This is a genomic window from Kitasatospora sp. NPDC059673 (assembly GCF_042734215.1).
GTDB lineage: Bacteria > Actinomycetota > Actinomycetes > Streptomycetales > Streptomycetaceae > Kitasatospora.
On the sequence record NZ_JBHWEN010000028.1, the window covers coordinates 53334 to 72532 of the forward strand.

General features: G+C 74.1%; 22 protein-coding genes. 10 read left to right on the forward strand and 12 right to left on the reverse strand.

What is annotated here, in order from left to right:
* Positions 1-112: 112 nt before the first annotated feature.
* On the forward strand, positions 113-1039 hold the full coding sequence (locus ACFV18_RS27240) for a hypothetical protein (protein WP_380487575.1): 927 nt from the start codon (positions 113-115) through the stop codon (positions 1037-1039).
* Positions 1040-1063: 24 nt separating this feature from the next.
* A complete protein-coding gene (locus tag ACFV18_RS27245; protein ID WP_380487577.1) occupies positions 1064-1294 on the forward strand; it encodes an acyl carrier protein in 231 nt (76 codons plus the stop codon).
* Here the strand turns inward: ACFV18_RS27245 and ACFV18_RS27250 are convergent.
* The gene (locus ACFV18_RS27250) at positions 1278-3581 is read right to left on the reverse strand and encodes an ATP-binding protein (protein WP_380487579.1); all 2304 of its coding nucleotides are present in this window, start codon (positions 3579-3581) and stop codon (positions 1278-1280) included. The two genes, ACFV18_RS27245 and ACFV18_RS27250, sit on opposite strands and share 17 nt — an antisense overlap.
* Before the next feature lie 405 nt (positions 3582-3986).
* Between ACFV18_RS27250 and ACFV18_RS27255 the strand changes: the two genes are divergently transcribed.
* Together ACFV18_RS27255 and ACFV18_RS27260 are read left to right on the forward strand one after the other, a co-directional pair.
* On the forward strand, positions 3987-4640 hold the full coding sequence (locus ACFV18_RS27255; RefSeq protein WP_380487581.1) for a GNAT family N-acetyltransferase: 654 nt from the start codon (positions 3987-3989) through the stop codon (positions 4638-4640).
* 63 nt (positions 4641-4703) lie between these two features.
* Entirely contained in the window at positions 4704-5012 is a 309-nt protein-coding gene (locus ACFV18_RS27260) for a hypothetical protein (RefSeq protein ID WP_380487583.1), read from the forward strand.
* A gap of 83 nt (positions 5013-5095) precedes the next feature.
* Here the strand turns inward: ACFV18_RS27260 and ACFV18_RS27265 are convergent, their stop codons facing one another.
* Entirely contained in the window at positions 5096-5530 is a 435-nt protein-coding gene (locus ACFV18_RS27265) for a hypothetical protein (protein WP_380487585.1), read from the reverse strand.
* A 63-nt stretch (positions 5531-5593) separates the two neighbouring features.
* Positions 5594-6004, reverse strand: a complete 411-nt coding sequence (locus tag ACFV18_RS27270; RefSeq protein ID WP_380487587.1) for a hypothetical protein — start codon at positions 6002-6004, stop codon at positions 5594-5596.
* A gap of 228 nt (positions 6005-6232) precedes the next feature.
* Between ACFV18_RS27270 and ACFV18_RS27275 the strand changes: the two genes are divergently transcribed.
* Both ACFV18_RS27275 and ACFV18_RS27280 read left to right on the forward strand, forming a co-directional pair.
* A complete protein-coding gene (locus ACFV18_RS27275) occupies positions 6233-7666 on the forward strand; it encodes an FAD-binding oxidoreductase (protein WP_380487589.1) in 1434 nt (477 codons plus the stop codon).
* A 112-nt stretch (positions 7667-7778) separates the two neighbouring features.
* Entirely contained in the window at positions 7779-8411 is a 633-nt protein-coding gene (locus ACFV18_RS27280) for an AAA family ATPase (RefSeq protein ID WP_380487591.1), read from the forward strand.
* A gap of 23 nt (positions 8412-8434) precedes the next feature.
* Here the strand turns inward: ACFV18_RS27280 and ACFV18_RS27285 are convergent, their stop codons facing one another.
* The gene (locus ACFV18_RS27285) at positions 8435-8959 is read right to left on the reverse strand and encodes a CGNR zinc finger domain-containing protein (protein ID WP_380487593.1); all 525 of its coding nucleotides are present in this window, start codon (positions 8957-8959) and stop codon (positions 8435-8437) included.
* A 26-nt stretch (positions 8960-8985) separates the two neighbouring features.
* Between ACFV18_RS27285 and ACFV18_RS27290 the strand changes: the two genes are divergently transcribed.
* Complete coding sequence (locus ACFV18_RS27290) at positions 8986-10251, forward strand: MFS transporter (RefSeq protein ID WP_380487595.1); 1266 nt, start codon at positions 8986-8988, stop codon at positions 10249-10251.
* A 149-nt stretch (positions 10252-10400) separates the two neighbouring features.
* Here ACFV18_RS27290 and ACFV18_RS27295 read toward each other — a convergent pair whose 3' ends face one another.
* From ACFV18_RS27295 to ACFV18_RS27320, 6 genes are all read right to left on the reverse strand, one after another.
* Complete coding sequence (locus ACFV18_RS27295) at positions 10401-10634, reverse strand: ferredoxin (RefSeq protein WP_380487598.1); 234 nt, start codon at positions 10632-10634, stop codon at positions 10401-10403.
* On the reverse strand, positions 10631-11842 hold the full coding sequence (locus tag ACFV18_RS27300) for a cytochrome P450 (RefSeq protein ID WP_380487601.1): 1212 nt from the start codon (positions 11840-11842) through the stop codon (positions 10631-10633). Before ACFV18_RS27300 ends, ACFV18_RS27295 begins: the two co-directional genes overlap by 4 nt.
* 130 nt (positions 11843-11972) lie before the next feature.
* On the reverse strand, positions 11973-12395 hold the full coding sequence (locus ACFV18_RS27305; RefSeq protein ID WP_380487603.1) for a RidA family protein: 423 nt from the start codon (positions 12393-12395) through the stop codon (positions 11973-11975).
* A gap of 51 nt (positions 12396-12446) precedes the next feature.
* Entirely contained in the window at positions 12447-13238 is a 792-nt protein-coding gene (locus tag ACFV18_RS27310; RefSeq protein ID WP_380487605.1) for an ATP-grasp domain-containing protein, read from the reverse strand.
* Positions 13239-13301: 63 nt separating this feature from the next.
* Positions 13302-13808, reverse strand: a complete 507-nt coding sequence (locus tag ACFV18_RS27315; protein ID WP_380487607.1) for a GNAT family N-acetyltransferase — start codon at positions 13806-13808, stop codon at positions 13302-13304.
* Between the two features lie 48 nt (positions 13809-13856).
* Positions 13857-15230 carry a DUF2252 domain-containing protein gene (locus ACFV18_RS27320; RefSeq protein ID WP_380487610.1) on the reverse strand — a complete coding sequence of 458 codons (1374 nt, stop codon included), beginning with the start codon at positions 15228-15230 and terminating at the stop codon, positions 13857-13859.
* Positions 15231-15402: 172 nt separating this feature from the next.
* On the opposite strand from ACFV18_RS27320, the gene ACFV18_RS27325 reads away from it, so the two are divergent.
* A complete protein-coding gene (locus ACFV18_RS27325; protein ID WP_380487612.1) occupies positions 15403-15804 on the forward strand; it encodes a pyridoxamine 5'-phosphate oxidase family protein in 402 nt (133 codons plus the stop codon).
* A gap of 12 nt (positions 15805-15816) precedes the next feature.
* On the opposite strand, the gene ACFV18_RS27330 is transcribed toward ACFV18_RS27325, so the two are convergent.
* The gene (locus ACFV18_RS27330; RefSeq protein ID WP_380487615.1) at positions 15817-16593 is read right to left on the reverse strand and encodes a methyltransferase domain-containing protein; all 777 of its coding nucleotides are present in this window, start codon (positions 16591-16593) and stop codon (positions 15817-15819) included.
* A 154-nt stretch (positions 16594-16747) separates the two neighbouring features.
* Positions 16748-17290: a 2'-5' RNA ligase family protein gene (locus tag ACFV18_RS27335; RefSeq protein WP_380487618.1), complete on the reverse strand. Its 543-nt coding sequence runs from the start codon at positions 17288-17290 to the stop codon at positions 16748-16750.
* A 137-nt stretch (positions 17291-17427) separates the two neighbouring features.
* Between ACFV18_RS27335 and ACFV18_RS27340 the strand changes: the two genes are divergently transcribed.
* Complete coding sequence (locus ACFV18_RS27340) at positions 17428-17853, forward strand: DUF2809 domain-containing protein (protein ID WP_380487621.1); 426 nt, start codon at positions 17428-17430, stop codon at positions 17851-17853.
* A gap of 158 nt (positions 17854-18011) precedes the next feature.
* The gene (locus ACFV18_RS27345; protein WP_380487623.1) at positions 18012-19109 is read left to right on the forward strand and encodes a chemotaxis protein; all 1098 of its coding nucleotides are present in this window, start codon (positions 18012-18014) and stop codon (positions 19107-19109) included.
* Positions 19110-19199 lie beyond the last annotated feature (90 nt).

The following is a 19199-nucleotide window of genomic DNA, read 5'->3' on the forward strand; positions in this document are numbered from 1 at the left end:
GCATCCGCGCCGTCCCGTTCGACCGGCCGCCCGCACGAGGAGACCACCGCGTCCACCCGTGCACCGCCGCCGTACCCCGACCGCCCGCTCCCGCCGAGAGGGAACCTCCGCCATGCGCACCACCGGCACCAGCACCGTGCCCGGCGTCCGACTCGCCAACCCCGGACCCGGACTGGTCACCCTCGACCCCGTCCACACCGCCCTGCTGCGCGGCCTCGACGAGCTGCTCACCGGCCTCGCCGCCCAGCTCGCCGCCCCCGAAGTCCTCGGACCGCCACTGCTCGCCGTCGACGGACTCGCCAAGCTCGACTACTTCCGCAACTTCCCGCACCTCGGCGTCAGCGCCGCCCGGTTCACCACCGACGCGCACGCCGGCCTCGCAGCGGGCGACACCCCCGGCGCGCAGGCCGTCGAGCCCACCGGCCACCTGCTGCCGTCCGCCACCTGCTACGGCCTGCTGCTCTCACTGGAGGGCCAGGACGTCGGCGAGGGCGTCCGGCTGTCCGCCGCCGGCCGCTGCTTCCGCAACGAGACCCACTACGACGGACTGCGCCGCCTGTGGGGCTTCCACATGCGCGAAGTGCTCTACCTGGGCACCCACCAGGGCGCCACCACCCACCTCGAACACGGCGCCGCGTTCATCACCGCCACCGCCGAACACCTCGGCCTCGACCTCACCCGCGCCGCCGCCGACGACCCGTTCTACGACAAGGGCGGCTCCCGGGCGAAGCTGATGAGACTCGACCCCGTCAAGCACGAGTTCAGCGCCCCCGACGGCACCGCCATCGCCTCCGTCAACCGGCACCGCAACTTCTTCGGCGAACGCCTCGGCATCCGGGCCGGCCAGAACGGCGCCGCCCACAGCGCCTGCGTCGCCTTCGGCCTGGAGCGCTGGGTGCACGCCATGATCCTCGCCCACGGCAGCGCCGAAGCCGCACTCGACCGCCTCGACACCGTCCGCGCCGAAGCCGCACTCGACCGCCTCGACACCGTCCGCGCCGAAGCCGCACTCGGCCACCTCGACACCGTCCGCGCCTGAACCGCCCTCACCCGAAGGAGAACCATGGACCGCATCGCCACCTGGCTGCACGAGAAGAACCCCGACCTCGACGGCCCGATCGGCCCCGAGGAGGACCTGATCGAGGCCCGGCTGATCGACTCGATGGACTTCCTGGAGTTCATCGACCTCCTGGAGGACCTCACCGGCGACACCATCGACCTGCAGGAGGTCACCATCGACGACTTCCGCACCCTGGCCCGCGTCAACGAGCGCTTCCTCACCCCCGCCGGGTAGCCCCCCGGCCCGGCGCCCGGCCGACAGCGGCCGGGCGCAGCAGGGCGTCCAGACCCGTCCGGCGCGGATCGCCGGTCTCCGCCATCACCTCCCGCGCCTGCTGCCACAGCGCCGCCGCGTCCGCCCCGCGCTCCAGCGCCGCGAACGCGTGCCCCAACTGCTCCAGGGTGCGGCCCTGCGCCCAGCGGTTGCCCGCCGCCCGGTGCAGCTCCAGCGAACGCCGCAGACAGCCCACCGCCTGCGGCAGCCGGCCCAGCGCCCGGTGCACCGTCCCCAGGTGCAGCAGCGCCAGCCCCTCCGTCCGGCCGTCCGCACTGCCCGCCCGCAGCGACAGCGCCTCCAGCAGCAGCCGTTCGGCCTCCGCCAGCCGGCCCACCCGCAGCGAGGCCTCACCCAGATTGGTCAGCGTCACCCGCTCCACCCAGCGGTACCCGATCGCCCGGCCCAGCGCCAGCGCCGGATCCAGCAGCTCCAGCGCCTCCGCCGAACGCCCCTGGCGCAGCATCAGCTCCGCCAGACTGTTGCGGGCCGCGCACTCGCTCTCCGGATCCGCCGCACCGCCCGCGCACCGCTCCAGCGCCCGCCGCAGGTGGATCTCCGCCTCCGTCTGCCGCCCTGCGTGCAACTGCGCCGTCCCCAGCAGCACCAGCGACACCGTCAGCGCCCGCGGATCCGCGCTGTCCGCCGCCGCCGCGACCGCGATCCGCGCCGCGTTCAGCCACTGCGCCCGGTGGTGCCGCAGATGGAAGAACGACCACAGCGCGAACGGCAGTTGCCAGGCCGCCGGGGGACGGCCCGCCAGCGCCGCGTACCGGATCACCGACAGCAGGTCCGCCAGATGCGCCTCGCACCACGCCACCGCCTCCTCGACCGAGGCGAACACCGGCGGCCGCACCCCCGGCAGGGACGCCCCCGCCACCGGACGGCCGCCCGGCTCCAGCAGCCGGCCCGCCGCGTCCGCTCCCTGCCGGTACCAGTCGAACAGCCGGTCCAGTGCCGCCGCCCGGTCCCGCGGCGAATCCTGGGTCTCCGCCAGCTCCCGCGCGTACACCTGGAGCAACGAATGGAAGCGGAAACGTTCCGGCGCCTCGACCTCCAACAGGTGGACGTCCGCCAGCAGATCCAGCAGCTCCCGCGCGTTGCCCGCCGTGGTACCCAGCAGCGCCGCCGCCGTCGCACCCGTCAGCGCCGCCCCCGGATGCAGCGCCAGCAGCCGAAACGCCCGGGCCGGCTCCGGCGCCAACGCCCGGTACGACCAGGAGAACACCACCCGCAGCGCCGAATCACCGTCGTCCGCCGCCGCCAGCACCCGCAGCCGGTTGCGGCCGGAGCGCAACTCCTCGTTCACCCGGGCCAGCGCCAGCCCCGGCCGCCCCGCCGCCCGCTCCGCCGCCACCAGCAGCGCCAACGGCAACCGCCCGCACAGGCGCACCAGTTCCTCCGCCGCGGCCGGCTCCGCGTCCACCCGCTCCGCACCCAGCGTGCGCCGCAGCAACTCCACCGCCCGGCCCTGCGGCAACGGAGCCAGCGTCACCCGGCGCGCCCCGTCCCGCACCACCAGCCCCGCCATCCTGGTCCGGCTGGTCACCAGCACCACACACCCCGGCGCACCCGGCAGCAGCGGACGCACCTGGGCCGGCGCCGCCGCGTTGTCCAGCACCAGCAGCACCCGGCGCTCCGCCAACAGCGTGCGCAGCAGCGCACTACGGTCCGCCACCTGCGGCGGGATCGCCCCCGCGTCCGCGCCCAGTGCCCGCAGAAAACTGTCCAGCACCTCGCCCGGCTCCCGGGGCGCCCCCGAACTGCCGTGCCCCGCAAGGTCGCTGAACAGCACCCCGTCCGGGAACCGGTCCCGCACCCGGTGCGCCCAGCGCACCGCCAGCGCCGTCTTGCCGACCCCGCCCATCCCGTCGATCACCCACACCCGCGGCCCGCCCTCGCCCCAACGGGCCCGGGCCGCGGACAGCGCCGAGTCCAGCTCGGCGACAGCGGCCCCGCGGCCCGCGAAGACGCCCGGCGCGGGCGGCAGTTGCACCGGCACGGGCGGCGGGGTTGCCACGGTGTTGCCGGCGGTGCTGTCCGGCGTGGGGCCGCCCACCGGCCCGAACAGCGCCACGTCCACCCCCAGCGCGCGGGCACAGGCCGCCGCCAGCGCCGGCGTGCCGTGCCGCCGACCGGTCTCCACCCGGCTCAGATAGCTCTTGCTGTAGTTGGTGGCGCGGGCGAGCCCGGCCAGCGAGACCCCGTGCTCCTCCCGCAACCGCCGCAGCCGCTCGCCGAACGTCACCGGCCCCGGCCCCCACTTCCTGATGTGCTGTCACTGCCCGGCGGCACGGCGGTTGCCCGAGTGTTGACACTTGGCCCTGTCAACAGGCAACACCTTGCCGGTGCCCCGCACGAACCCGAAGGATGGGGGCGGTGCCCGGCTCCGCAGCACGCCGTCGCGCCAGCCTATCCGCCGTTCGGGAAGCGGCGGACCGGCCGTCCACCGGAACCGACCAGGCCAGCGGAGTGCGATGCCCCCTGCGATGCCCCCTGCGATGCCACTGTGGTGCGCCCGCGACGCTCATGCGGGCACCCCTGCGACGCCCGTGCGGGCACCCTTGCGACGCCCCTGTGGCGCTCCTGTGGCGCTCCTGTGGCGCCCGGAAAATGACCGACTGCCGCGCCCCGCACGGGGCACACTGATGCGATGCTGACCGACCACTGGCCGCTCGCCGCCCTGAGCGTGCGCACCCCGCGCCTGGAGCTGCGGCTGCCCACCGAACCCGAACTCGCCGAACTCGCCGACGTCGCCGCCCGCGGCGTCGTCAAGCCCGGCACCCGCCCGTTCCGCTCCACCTGGTCCTACGGCACACCCGTCGAACGGGCCCGCTCCGTCCTCAAGGCCCACTGGCGGTCCCAGGCGGAGTGGACCCCCGAGGGCTGGGCGCTGCCGCTGGTGGTCTTCGACGAGGGCCGGCCCGTCGGCGTCCAGTCGCTGCGCGCCACCGAGTTCGCGATCCGCCGCGAGATCCTGTCCGGCTCCTGGCTGGGCATCGAGCACCACGGCCGGGGCCTGGGCGGCGAGGCCCGCGCCGCGATGCTGCACCTCGCCTTCGACGGCCTGGCCGCCGACTCGGCGATCTCCGCCTCGTTCACCGACAACGCCGCCTCCGCCGCGATCTCCCGCCGACTCGGCTACCGGCCCGACGGCCTCGAACGCGACAACCGCCTCGGCGAACTCGCCCTCACCCAGCGCTTCCGCCTGGACCGCGCCGACTGGCAGCCCACCCGCCGCCCGGACATCGCCCTCACCGGCCTCGCCCGCTGCGCCGAACTGTTCGGCCTCCCCGCGCGAGACTGAGGAACCACCCGGCCCGGTAAGGACGTTGGAGGGTGGAGTGCCGGAACGGACGACGGAGCGCCGATGCTGCCCTACCTGATCACGCTGGCGGTGCTGGCCGGCGTACTGACCCTGCTCGGGCTGGCCGGACAGGCCCTGCGGCGACACCGCGGAGCCGCCGCCGCGGCGGGCGGCATGCTGGCCGCCTACGAGGAGGCGGTGCGCGGTACCTCGCACGCCGCGCACGCCGAACTGCTCGCCGAGGCCAACCGGACAATGCCGATCGAGGTGCCCGGCGGCCGCTTCGAGGGCCGCTCGCTGCTTGCGGACCGTGCGGCCCGCCCCGCGCGCGGGCGGTGGCGGACCGTCAGGGCCTGGTGGCGGCGGGGCTGATCACCACGTCGAGGTGCTTCGTGATCGGCTGATCGCTCCGGCTGCCGCAGTCGCCCGGTGCGCGCAGCACGTTCCTCGCCGACTCAGGCTGCGGCTTCGCCGGGGTCCGCGTCCTTGGGCGGGTCGCCCTGGTGGGACCACCCATCGACCCAGGTGCTGTCAGCAGGGAGATCATTTCCTGTCTCCTGCTTGTACTGGGCTTTCTTTTCCTCGCTGGCGTTCTGACCCTCGGGAAGCTTGCGCAGGTGGGGGTCAACGTCGTAGGCGCGGAGGGACCGTCGTTCGTCCGTGGGTTCGGGGCCGGAGAGCGGCTCCGGATCCTCGGCGTCCTCCGCTTCCCGCCCCTCGGCGAGAGGGGCGACCACGACGGCCAGGACCACGAGGCCCAAGGCACCACCGGCCACAAGCAGCTTCCGCTTGTGCTTCTTGGCCAGGTTTTTCGCCTTCGTGGCGAAGGAAATGGGTTCGCGGCCCTCGGGCGTGGATTCGCGGCCCTCGGGAGTGGATTCGCTGGGCATGGAGTCATTCACGCGCACACATCTACCTGTCAGGCGGTTACCCGATCAAGTTCTGGCGGGAGGTCAGCGGACGACGGGTGAGAGGTCCAGTTGTTCCATCCGGGTCAGGCACCGCCCGATCTCGGTGGCCAGTTCCGCGGCGCTCGCGGGGAACTCCTCGGGCCCGGTGGACAGCAGCTCGGTGACGTTGCCCTCGTCGTCCTCGACGGTGACGGACGCCAGGACGTCCGCGCCGATCGTGCCGAAGCCGACGGTCAGTTGGGCGACCACCGTCAGGCCGCTCGCCAGCTCGATCACCCGGCCGTCGAGGTAGCAGGCCTCGTCCGGCCGGTCCGAGTACTGCCAGGCCGGGCCCAGCGGCTCGCGGCCGCACACCGTGCTGACGGGGGCGCCTTCCTCCCAGGCACGGACCAGTCGCTTCAGCCGGAAATGGGCATCGCGAAGCGCAACTGCCGTGTGTCTGCTGTCATTCATCACGTCTGCTCCTGTCGGTGGCCGGTGGCCGTGGGCACAGCGTAGACCGAGCCCCCGACTTCGACGATGCCGCAGGTCATCGTGCCGGTGCGGCCTGCCGGGGGGCCGTCGCGGATGAGCAACTCGCGGCCGGTCAGGGCCCGTTGTCCCACGAGTGCGCACCCGTCACGGCAGGATGCACCTGGCCATCAGGGGCGGTGGGGCCTCACAATCGGCAGGATGAAGCCGATGCCGCGCACGACCTTGACCGACTGGGACGGACTGGCCCGCGATCTCGACGGCACTCTGGTGCGGCCCGGGGACGCGGAGTACGGGGTGGCCCGGCTGCCCTACAACTCGCGGTTCGACGTTCACCCGCAGGCCGTGGTGTTCGCGCAGGGGGTCGAGGATGTGCGGCACACACTCGCGTTCGCCCGCCGGTACGGGCTGCCGCTGGCGGCGCGCGGCGGGAGCCACTGCTACGGGGGGTGGTCCACCAGCCCGGGTGTCACGCTCGACCTGAGCCGGATGAACACGGTCGGCACCGAGGGGCCGGCCGCGACCGGGACCGCCACGGTCGGGGCCGGGGCGCTGCTCATCGACGTCTACGACGCGCTGCTCGCCGAGAACCGGAGCATTCCGGCGGGGAGTTGCCCGAGTGTCGGCATCGCGGGGCTGACACTCGGCGGCGGCATCGGGGCCGTCTGCCGGGCCTACGGGCTGACGTGCGACCGGCTGGTCTCCGCCGTGGTGGTGACCGCCGACGGCCGGGTCAGGGAGTGCTCGGCGGAGCGCGAGCCGGAGCTGTTCTGGGCGTTGCGCGGCGGGGGAGGCGGCAACTTCGGGGTGGTCACGGCGTTCACGTTCCGCACGCACCCCACGACCGAGGTGACCCGGGCCCACCTGCGCTGGAATTGGCGTGACGCGGCCCGGATCGTCGACGCCTGGCAGCGCTGGGCACCGGGACTGCCCGACGAGGCGTGGTCCAGCCTGCGGCTGACCGCCGAGGAGACGGGGCAGTGCACGGTGGAGTCGGCGCTGTACGTCCTCGGCGAAGGGCTCGGCCTCGCCGAGCAGTTGGTCGCCGCCGTCGGGATCCAGCCGGTCGAGCTGAGCAACGAGGTCATCCCCTACCGGGAAATGATCATGTCGATGACGGGGATCCCGGGCAGCGTGGCCCAACTCCGCCTGACCGGCGCGACGCCGCACGGCGTGATCGACCGGCCGCCGTTCGTCGCGACGTCCAACTTCTTCCCGGTCCGGCTGCCGCCCGCCGGCCTCCACGCGCTGGTCACCGCCGTCAACCGCCGCGCGACGGACGGCGGTCCGGGCTACGTCCTGCTGGACAGCCTGCGCGGGGCCGTCGGACGCGTGGCCCCCGCCGACACCGCGTTCGTCCACCGCGACGCCCTGTTCTCGGCCCAGTACCACAGCGTCTTCGACCCCGGCACCCCGCCCGCCGCCCTGGACGCGGCGGCCCGCTGGCAGCAGGGCCTGCGCCGCGCCATGCGCCCGTGGGCCGGGGACAGCGCGTACGTCAACTACGCCGACCCGTACCTCGACGACTTCGGCCACGCCTACTACGGCGCGAACCTCCCGCGCCTGCTCGCCGTCAAGGCCGCGTACGACCCGGACGGGTTCTTCGACTTCCCCCAGGCCATCGGGCGGGGGCGGCGGAGCTGATCAGGCGAGCCCGGCGCGCCAGAGCGATCGGCCCCACCGGGGCGGGCGACGCAAGTGCCGTGCGATGGTGGTGACATCGATGGGTGTCGAGTGACAAGTGGAGGCATCGGCCGTGCTGCTGTGGATCAACGGGCCGTTCGGGGGCGGAAAGACGCAGACTGCACACAACCTGGCCCGCCGCCTGCCGGGAGCCGTGGTCTGCGACCCCGAACACCTCGGATTCGGCCTTCACCGGATGCTGCCCCCGGCGCTGCGCGGCGACTTCCAGGACCTGACCGCGTGGCGCACCGGGACCGTCGAGATGCTCGACCTCGCCGTGCGCCGTCACCCCGGCCCGCTGATCGTGCCGATGACCGTCACCGAGCCGGCGTACTTCACCGAGACGGTCGGCCGCCTGCGCGAACTCGGCCACGACGTACGGCACTTCACGCTGCTCGCCGACCGCGCCACCGTGCTGCGCCGCCTCGCCGAACGCGAACCCGTGCACCACCTGCGACGCCTCGCCCACCTGCCCGCCCCGCCGAACGGCGAGACTTTCGCCGTCCGCCGCCTCGACGACTGCCTGCACCGGCTCGCCGGCCCCGCCTTCGCCACCCACCTGCGCACCGACCGGCTGACCGTCACCCAGGTCGCCGACCGCATCGCCCAACTCGCCGGACTGCACCCCGCCCCGGACACCGACACGGCGCTCCGCGCGACGCTGCGCCGGGCCGCCGTCAAAATCCGGCATCTGCGCTTCGACTGAGCAGGACCCAGGCGAACTCGCCGTCAGGTGGCCGCAGTTCGTGCCCGGTGCCGGCGGACGGCGTCGCGGTTGGCGCAGCGCTGGGAGCAGTAGCGCCGGCGTCCGGTGCGTGAGGTGTCGGCGAAGGCCGTCTCGCACTCGGTCACCTCGCAGCGCCCCAGCCGGTGCATGCCCCGGCCCGCCAGGTGCAGGGCGGTGCCGACCGCGAACAGGGTGAACAGGAGGGCGCCGAGCGGCTGTTCCGCGTCCCGGTAGTGCAGATGCCAGCCGGTTCCGGCGTGGGAGGTCAGCCGGGGGTACGCGGCGGCCTCGGCCAGCATGCGGTTCAGCAGGTCGGCGCGCTCCTGCTCCCCGGGGGCGTCGACGACTTGTTCCCAGGCGTCGAGTGCGGCCAGGGCACGGTGCAGATCGTCCGCCGCCACCGGGCGTTCCACTGTCAGGCCGGCGGCGCGGCAGCGGTCCGCCAGTTCGCCCGCGCTTTCGGGGCGGCGGTTGGCCAGGTCAGCGGCCAGGTTCACGGCGTCCTCGCCGTAAGGGTTGAGTTGCACAAGGGCATGACAACAGAGTGGGCGGCATGACACAACAGGCCGCCGCCGTACATGCCGGATCCGCGCGCCGCGACCCGTGGCGCTACCGCTGGGTCGTGCTGGGCATCGCCACGTTCACCCAGGCCGCGTCCGGGTTCTTCGTGGGCGGCATCGGAGCGCTCGGCGTCCAGCTCGAGACAGCGTTGGGCCTGAGCGCGGCGCAGCTCGGCCTGCTGGTCTCGGCTGCCCAACTCGCGCCACTGGCCGGGCTGTTGGTGGCCGGTGAGCTGCTGGACCGGTACGGCGAACGGTGGGTGGTGGGGATCGGGGCCGGCGTGGTCGGGCTGGCCCTGGGCGCGGGGAGCCTGGCGCCCGGATATCCGGCGCTGCTGGGCGCGCTGCTGGTGGTCGGCGCCGGCTACAGCACCGTCCAGCCGGGCGGGAGCAAGTCGGTGGCGTCCTGGTTCGACGCGTCCCGGCGGGGCTTCGCCATGGGCGTCAGGCAGGCCGGGCTGCCGCTCGGTGCGGCCCTCGCCTCGGCCGTACTCCCCGTGGTGGCCGAGGAGTTCGGCTGGCGGGCGACCCTGGTGACGGGCTGCCTCGTCGCGCTGCTCGGGGCCGGCCTCTTCCTGGGCTGCTACCGGCGGCCACCCGCGCCGCCCGTCCTGCCCGAGAAGGAGCCGTCGGTCCCGCTCTCGGCCCAGCTCCGCGCCCGGCTGCGGATGCTCCGTGAACCGTCCATGGTGAAGATCATGCTGGCGGGGACCAGCCTGGTCTCGGTCCAGTACGGCGTCGGCATTCTGACGGTGCTGCACCTCCACCGGGAGGCATCGGTCGGCGCCGGGCAGGCCGCCCGGGTCCTGGTGGCCGCCCAGGGGGCGGGCGTCGCGGGCCGGATCTGCCTGGCCGCCTGGAGCGACCGCAGCAGGTTCGGTCGCCACGCCGTCGTCCTGGTCTGCATGGCCGCCGTGATCGCCGGCCTGGCCGTGCTGATGACACCGCTCGGCGGCGCCCCGGTCGTCGCCTCCGGTGTCTTCGTCTGGCTCGGCTTCTTCGGCTTCGGCTGGTACGGCCCATGGGTCGCCCACGTCACCGAAACAGCCCCGGCGGGCCGGACCGGATTCGCCCTGGGCCTGGCCATGTCCGTCAACCAGCTCGCCGTCATCACCGTGCCACCCGTCCTCGGCCTGCTGATCGACCTCACCGACAGCTTCACCCCGGCCTGGGCGCTGCTGGCACTGCCGACCGTCGCCGCTCTGGCAGGCGCGGTTGGCGCGGAACTCCGTACCCGGCAGCGCGAACCGCGTCGCTGAGGAGCGCTGCCGCCGACACACCGCACTCCCGCTCCGGCCGGGGGCGGCTGGCTGATCGGAGGGCCGGACCGTGCAGGGCCGACCGGGCCGGCCGCGCAACCCACCGGCCCCGGGAGGGGCGTGCTCCCGGGGCCGGTGCGGTCGGGCGACTACCAGACGGGGGCGAGGAGTTCGCCGGTGGTGGCGTGGTGGACGGCGATGGCCTCGACGGGGCACATCTCGGCGGCCTCGGTGAGGTCGGGGGAGGGCGTGGCGGTGGGGTGGACAGGGGTGGCGCGGCCGTTGGGGGCGAGGGTGAGGGCGTCGGGGGCGGTGCGGGCGCACAGGCCGCTGCCGATGCAGCGGTGCTGGTCGACCGTCACGACGACGGAGTCGGTGCTCACCAGGCCACCTCCAGGCGCAGCGGGCTGCGGGTGAGCAGGCCGGTGCGCCAGGCGATCTCCTCGACGGGGGTGGCGAGGCGCAGCCCGGGCAGGACGCGGGCCAGGTGGTGCAGGCCGAGTTCGAGTTCCATCCGGGCCAGCCAGGCGCCCAGGCAGTGGTGCGGGCCGGCGCCGAAGGTCAGCGACGGGGTGCCGAGCGGCGCGAAGAGATCGGTCGGGCCCTGCGGGTAGACATCCGGGTCGAGGTTGGCGGAGCTCGCGTCGCAGGCGATGATCGCGCCCTCGGGGATGGTCACCCCGCCGATCTCCACGTCGGTGACGGCGCGGCGCAGCAGTCCGGGGGCGGAGGTGCGGTCGCCGAGCGGGACGGTGCGCAGGATCTGCTCGGTGGCCGCGGTCGCCGCGGTCAGGTCCTCGCCGATCCGCCGCCAGGCGTCGGCGTGCTGGGGGTCGAGCAGGTACACCAGGGCGTTGCCGAAGCTGGTCATGGTGGTCTCGTGCCCGGCGACCACCAGGCCGATGGTGAGCGAGGTCAGCTGTTCCTCGGTGACCCCGCCGGTCTGGTCGGCGGCCTGCACCAGCGAACTCACCAGGTCCTCGCCGGGGTTCTTGCGGCGGGCCACCACCAGCTGGTACCCGAACTCGCCGAACTCCCGGATGGCGGTGCGGATCTCGTCCGCGGTGTACGCCGTGGTGGACAGCGCGTGGTCGCTCCAGTGGCCGAGCCGGTCGATGTCCAGGCCCTCGAGTTCCATCAGCCGGCTGATCACCCGCACCGGCAGCGGCTTGGTGAGCGCCGCGACCACGTCCGCGGGCGAGCCCGAGGCGACCAGGTCGTCCACCAACTCCCGTACCACGCCGTCCACCCAGGGCCGCCAGCGTTCGATCGCCCGTGGCGTGAAAGCGCGCTGCACGGTGCGGCGGATCAGCTGGTGGTCGGGGCCGTCGCTGTTCAGCATCGACGCCGGGTCGTCCAGGATGTTCGGAGTCAGGGTCAGCGGCGGGGCGTCCGGCGCGTACAGCGTGGCCCGGCCGAAGCCGGGGTTGGCCAGCGCCTGCCGGACGTCCGCGTGCCGGGTCAGCACCCACACCGGGGTGCCGGTCGGCAGCGCCGCCGGCCTCGGGGGGCCGGGCTCGGCGCGCAGCAGGCAGTGCAGGGGCACCAGCGGCTGCGCGCCGGGGGCGTCGGGGTGCGCGGCGGTGGTCATCCGTCCTCCTGGCGAGAGACTGCGAGCTGCCGACCGGCAGCCATCTCCGACCGTATGCGGCGCACCGGCCCCGCAGCAGCACGGAATCCAGCCAGCCGTGGAATCCCAACCGGCGGACCGGAGACGGGGATTACGGATGGACGGGCGTTCGATCGGCGACGAGGGCCAGCGCCTCGATCTCGATCAGGATCTCCGGCCGGAACAGCGCCACCACCTGCATCGCCGAGCTCGCCGGGAGCCGCGCCGGGTCGAGGTGGGCCTCCCGGGCCTCGCGGATCGCCGGGAGGTACGCGATGTCGGTGACGAAGACGGTCAGCTTCACCACGTCGGCGAAGCTCGCGCCGGCCGCCGCCAGGCAGCGGTCCAGGTTCGCGAACACCTGCCGGGCCTGCGCCCCGGGGTCGCCTTCGCCGACGACCCGGCCCTGCTCGTCGAGGGCGACCTGCCCGGAGATCTGGACCAGCCGGCCGGTGCCGGTGACCACGTGGGTGTAGTTCGCGGCCGGGGCGACGCCGGGCGGCTCGGCGATGTGAGTGAGGTGCGAGGAGTTCATGGCGATCATCCTCGCCCAGCCGGGCCGCCCGGCGCACCCCGTAGGTCCGCCTCAGTCCTCGATCTGCGGCAGCTCGCGAAGGAACGGCTGGTCGCCGTCCGGGAGTTGGTGGAGCGGCCCGGCCGCCCGCAGCACCACGTCCAGCACCGCGTCCGGGTCGCACGCGTAACCGCCGCTCGCCCAGGCCGCGTTGGCCTCCACCACCGCCCAACCGCCGGGCGTGCGGCCGACGTCCACCACCGCCGCGCTCGGCAGCGGCGCGCACTCGGCGGAGGCCGCGAGCACCTCGGCGGCGAACGCCTGCAGGCCGTCCGACTCCGGTGCGCCGATGGACAGTTCGCCGTCCCGTGCGTACCGGGACGCCGCCCGCACCGCGCCGTCCAGCACGAACAGCCGGTACTCGACGGCGAATTGGACCACCTCGCTGACCAGCACCGGCACGTCCCCGTCCAGCAGCTCCGGGCCCGGCAGGTCGCCGCCGTCGCGATACACCCGCGCCGCGAAGTGCTTGTCCGCCGGGGCCTTCACGAACACCGGCCCGGCCAGCCGCCGCGCCGCCCCGAGTGTGGTCAACTCGACGGTGCGGCCCGTCAGTTCACGGGGCAGCGCGGCCAGCCAGTCGGCGGAGGGCTCCAACAGGCCGAGGCCCAGCGCCCGGCCGACCGCGTCGCCGAACAACGGGCCGCCGTAGAGGTGGACCCGCTGCCCCAACAGCTCCTGCGGGGCCCGCCAGGAGGATGCCGTGAACGCCCGCAGCCCGCGCCGGCCGGCGGCCGTGCGCAGCTGAAGGCCGGTCTCGTTGATCCGGGGCGCGAGCAGCAGGGTGGGGGAGAGCACGTTCATGCTGACGATCATGACGCGCCGACAGCCCGTCCGGCCAGGGGATTTCGCGCAACACCGGGTGGCTCAGAGAGTACGGCGCATCGCCAGCCGCGGCCAGCGGTCCAACCCGTGCTCCGCCTCCCGCGCCCGCACCTCGCGCAGCTGCGGACCGAGCAACTCCTCCGGCACCGGCCGGAACCCGCAACGGGCGTAGTACGGCGCGTTCCACGGCACCTCGGCGAAGGTCGTCAGCGTCACCGCCGGCAGTCCCTCGGCCCGCGCCACCTGCGCCGCATGCTCCAGCAACGCCCGCCCGACACCCCGACGCGCCGCATCCGGATGCACCGACACCTGCTCCACATGCAGCGCATCGTCCACCCGCTCGGCGATCAGATACGCCACCGGCCGGTCCTCGCCGTCCACCGCCACCCAGGCCAGCCCCGCCTCGACGAACCGCCCCAACTCCCCGACCGACAGCGGCTCGTCCTCCGCGATCTCCGCCATCCCGACCTCGTGGAACCACCTGCCGGCGGCCCGCTCGATCTCCTGAAGCGCCGACAGTTCCGCTACCCGCACCGTTCGTACCCGCATGCGCCCATTGTGCATGGTGCAGGGCCCCGCGGAGTCCCCGCCCCGGTGTCAGCTCTCGGCGGGGAGGCGACCGGAGCGGATGGCCGTGAGGAGGGCGGCGTGGTCGGATTCGGACTGGTCGGCGTAGGTGACGGCGAAGGCGGCCAGGGCCTCGTCGAGGCCGTCGTCCTTGCCGCAGTAGCCGGCGATGAGGGCGGCGTCGGCGGTGTGGGCGTGGGCGCGGGCGAGGAGCGCGGCGGTGAGGCGGGCGTAGTCGTCGAGTTGGGCGGGGGTCAGGGCGGCCGGATCGACGCTGCCCTTGCGGTTGCGGAACTGGCGTACCTGGTACGGGAGTCCGGCGACGGTGGTCCAGCCCATCAGCGGGTCCGACACCACCTGCATGCGCTTCTGGCCGAGCACCACCCGGCGGCCCTCGTGGCCGCCCTCCGCCGGGACGGGGAAACCGGCCCGCACCAGGTGCGGCAGCAGCACCGACGGGCGGGCCTCCTTCACCTGGAGCACCAGGGGCCCGCCCCTGCGGTCGGTCAGCAGCACCACGTAGGAGCGGGTGCCGACACTGCCCGTGCCGACCACCCGGAACGCCACGTCCTGCACCTGGAAACGGTCCAGCAGCGGGTGCAGCTCCGCCGGCACCGTGTCGCGATACGAGGACAACGCGCCCGCTGTCAAAGAAGCCTGACGATCCGTCACCTCGGACAGGATCGGCGGCGCCGCAACGAACCGCCAACCCCCGTCCTCCGTGCGGACGGTGGAGCGGGCCGCGAACTTCGCGCCGGTGTTGCGCAACGCCTTCGCCGACACCGCCGCCAGCACCTCGCTCAGCTCGTGCGCCTCCGCGAACTCCACCAACTGGTGCTCCGCGATGGCATCCCAGGCGTTCCACGCGTCCAGCGCCGGGAGCTTCGCCAGCCGCCGCACCGTCCGCCGGTACGTCGCCGCCGCGTCGAACGCCGCCTGCCGGCAGGCGGTTTCGTCCGCGCCCAGCTGGCGGCCCGCCAGGACCAGGCTCGCCACCAGGCGCTTCAGGTCCCACTCCCACGGGCCGACGACCGTCTCGTCGAAGTCGTTCAGGTCCAGCGCCAGCCGGCCCCGGGCGTCCCCGTACAGGCCGAAGTTCGCCGCGTGCGCGTCCCCGCACAGCTGCGCGGTGACCCCGCTCACCGGTGTGGTCGCCAGGTCGTGCGCCATCAGGCCGGCCGAACCGCGCAGGAACGCGAACGGTGACGCCGCCATCCGCCCGATCCGCAGCGGCACCAGGTGCGGCAGCCGGCCCGCGTTCGCCGACTCCACCGCCGCCACCACCTCCGGCCGCGCCGCCGACAGCACCAGCCCGGCATGCGACGGCAGCGGCACCCGCTCCCGCAGCAGCTTCCCGCGTCGCTTCGGACCCTCCGCGTCCGGCCGCGAGGCGAAACCACTCACCGCGAACTGCCGTGCGGAAAAGGACAGTTGACCGCTCTCCCGAACCTCCGCCGTCGCCACCCCGGACTCCCTCCGCCACCGCGCCACACCCGACAGGGACCGCCCCCACCAGCGACGACGCTACCGGGCCCGGCCCGCACCCCACCCAGTGGGGCCGCCGTACCATGCCGACATGGCACACGACATCCACAACCTCGACCCCGCCTACCTCGCCTTCTGGCGCGAGTACCAGCTGTGCACCCTCACCACGCTGCGCCCCGACGGCACCCCGCATGTGGTGCCCGTCGGCGCGACCTTCGACCCCGAAACCGGGATCGCCCGGGTGATCAGCAGCCGGGAGAGCCGAAAGGTCCGCAACGTGCTGGCCGCCGGCGAGGCCGGCCAGCGGGTCGCCATCTGCCAGGTGGACCGGGCACGTTGGGCCACCCTGGAAGGCCGCGCCGTGATCCGCCAGGACGCCGCCTCCGTCGCCGACGCCGAACGCCGCTACGCCGAGCGCTACCGCCCGCCCCGGGAGAACCCGGAGCGGGTGGTCATCGAGATCACCGTGGACCGGGCCCTCGGCCGCGCCTGAAAGCCGGCCCCGTCAGGCCCGGGCGGTGACGACGTGGAACGTGACGGTGGCCAGGAACGGGCCGGTGGCCAGGTGGTCGAGCCAGCGGTCGGCGTCGGCGGGGGAGAGGTAGCCCGCGGCGACGGCGCGGTGGGTGACCCGCTGCAGCCCGAGGACCCGGTCGGCGGCGGCCACCTCGCGGAAGACCGGCGTGAGCGGGTGGACGTCGACCACCTCCAGGCCGGCCTCCGCGGCCAGCCGCGGCAGCTGGCTGCCGATCCGGGCGTTGCGCACCGCGTGGTCGGTGACGTACCGGGTGTACGCGGCGGTCAGCGACGGCTCCGGGTGGTCGATGGTCAGGGTGCCCCAGTCCGGCTCGCCCAGCACCAGCAGACCGCCGGGACGCAGCACCCGGTGGGCCTCGCGCAGGGCGAGCGCCGGATCCGCGACGTGCTGGAGCACCCGGTCGGCGCGCGCCCGGTCGCAACTGGCGTCCGCCAGCGGCAGGTCGTGCACATCGGCGAGCCGCACCGCGACCTGGAACAGGTGCGCCGTCCGGTCGGTGGCCGCGTCGGCCGCCTCCCGGTCGTGATCCACCCCGTACACGGTGCCCTCGGCGCCGACCACCTCGGCCAGCGCCGCCAGATCGGTGCCCGGGCCGCACCCCAGGTCCACCACGGTGTGACCGCACTCGGCGGCCAGCGCCGTGAGCATCGTCGCCTTGTAGTCGAGACCGGGATCCGAGACGGCCAGTCGATCCAGGTAGGCGATCGGGTCGGGCGGCACGGTCTCGAACACACGGGAGGTCATGACCGGAAGTCAACCAAACCCGGCCCCGCCAGGGAAGCGTCTTTCACCAGGGCAAGGGGCGTACGCCGGGGAGGTCAGGGCGTTCGGCGGGGGAGCGGCGGCGCGTTCGACGCGGAAGCCGCAGCGCGTTCCGGAGCCCGTGGCAGGCCGGTCGTCAGGCGCCCGGCGCAGCCACCGTCGGCAACGGGACGGTGAGTTGGGTCTCGGAGTCGAACGTCCTCGCCGCGTCGAAGGTTCCGGTCACGTCCGGGTGGCGGCCCAGCAGTTCGTGCGCCAGCGCGAGAGCGTCCGGCTCCAGGCGACGGGTCAGGCCCAGGTGCGGCATCCAACGGCCCGGCAGATACCGCGGATCGGGATCCGGGACGTCGGCCAGCAGTCGCCACACCTCGCGGTGCAGCTCCACCAGCGCCGGGCCGGGCACCACGCCCCAGGTCAGCACCCGCCGCCGGCTGCGCGCGCCGAAGGACAGCAGGCCGGTGAACCGCACCTCCAACGGCAGTGCGCCGGCCAGGAGTTCACCCAGCCCGGCGAGCCGCTCCGGTTCGATCGCCCCGCACGCCGCCAGCGTCAGGTGCGGCCGGTGCGCCGGATGCGGGTTGTCCGCCAGCGAGTCCACCCCGCCGTCGGCCAACTGCCGCCACACCGTCCGCACCGCCCGGTCCAGCGCCGGGGCGCAGGTCAACTCGATGGTCCGCATGCCTCCACCGTAGGGCCGGGCCCGGCCGCACCCGCGACCGACCCGTGTGATGGGCTGTGCGGATGCGCACCAGCGACCCGCACCCGCCCCGGCCTCCGTACCCTCCCGAGCGCCAAAATTCTTTGCATGTTAGTAAGTTGACGGGACATCAGCTTTGGCACCGGGTCGGCTGGTCGCTGGCCGCCGTGGCCGTCGTCGCACTCGGTCTGCTCGCCCCCGGACTGCTGCCGTCCGCCGCCGGGGCGCTGCTCGGCGGGGCGCTCTACACCGCGCTGCTGCACACACTGCTGATGGCTGCCGCGCCCCGCCTGCGGCCGTGGACCGCCGGCGCCGCCGCGCTCGCCGCCAGCTGGGCCGTCGAACTGTTCCAGCTCACCGGCGTCCCCGAAACGCTCGGCTCGCACAGCCGCCTGGCCCGGCTCGTCCTCGGCACCACCTTCGACCCCTCCGACCTGCTCGGCTACACCCTCGGCGCACTCGGAGCCGTCGCCGCCCATCTCGCCGCCCGTCGCCTCGCCGCGCGTCGCCTCGCTGCCGGTCGCCTCGCCGAGGGACGCGGCTGAGCGGCGGGCGGCGGGAACGGCCGAACACGGCGTGTCGGGCGGGCCATCGGGGGGACGTGCCGAAGGGCAGATGGGTACATTTGGGACATTCGGGAGCAGAAACACAGGCTTCGCGCGTCCACGCACAGAAGGCCGAACCGCCTTCGGAAAGGGTCTCCATGCACCCCGCCCTCAGCCCCGCCGTCCTCGCCGAGCTGCGCCGGCCGCGCCCGTACCCGGCGGTGTCGATCCTGATGCCCACGCACCGGCGGGAGCCGGACAACGCACAGGACCCGGTCCGGCTGCGCAATTTGGTGGCCGAGGCGAAGGAGAGGGTCCAGGCCGACCCCAAGGTCGACCGCGCCGTCCGGATCGACGTGCTGGGGCAGCTCGACCAGGCCGTCACCGAGGTCGACCTGGTGCACGCCGAGGACGGACTGGCGATCCTCGTCGCGCCCGGCGAGCACCAGGTGTGGTCACTCGGCCGTACCGCCGCCGCCCGGGTGGTCCTGTCCGACACCTTCCTGACCCGCAACCTGGTCGCCGCGCAGATCGCCGAGCGCCCGCACTGGGTGCTCGCCGTCGCCGCCGACCGGGTGGTGCTGTGGGGCGGCACCGAGGAACGGGTGACCGAGGAGACCGGCTACGGCTTCCCGCTGATCCGGGAGTACGACAACCCCGACCCGGAGCGCCAGGAGCAGATCGGCGACACCCCCAGCACCTTCCGCGACGAGGAGACCAAGACCTTCCTGCGGCAGGCCGACATCGAGATCGGCAAGGTGCTCGCCGCCGACCCCCGCCCGCTGTTCGTGGTCGGCGACGCCCCCGCGCTCGCCCTGCTGGACGCGGTCGGCCCGATCACCAAGGAATCCACCGCCCAGCTCCCGCACGGCGGCCTCGCCCAGGCCGGCGCCGAGAAGGTCCGCCAGGTGATCGAGTCCGCCGTCCGCGCCCACGCCGACCAGGAGATCTCCACCGCGCTCGCCCAGCTCGACAAGGCCCGCGGCCGCAAGGCCTTCGCGGCCGGCCTGGACGAGGTCTGGCAGACCGTCAACGAGGGCCGGATCGCCCTGCTGGTGGTCGAGGAGAACCTCCGCACCACCGTCCGCGACGACGGCGACCACCTGGTCCCCGCCGAGGCGGACGAGCCCGGCGCCCGCGAGGACATCGTCGACGAGGTCATCGAACGTGCCCTGGACGCCGGCGCCGACGTCTGCTTCGTCCCCGACGGCACCCTCTCCGACGCCGGCCGGATCGCCGCCGACCTGCGCTACTGACCGCTCACCGAGGGGCCCGCGCCGCGAACACCGCGGCACGGGCCCCTCGGGCCCGTCCGCACCGAGAGCACGCACCGGACGCCGCAGGGC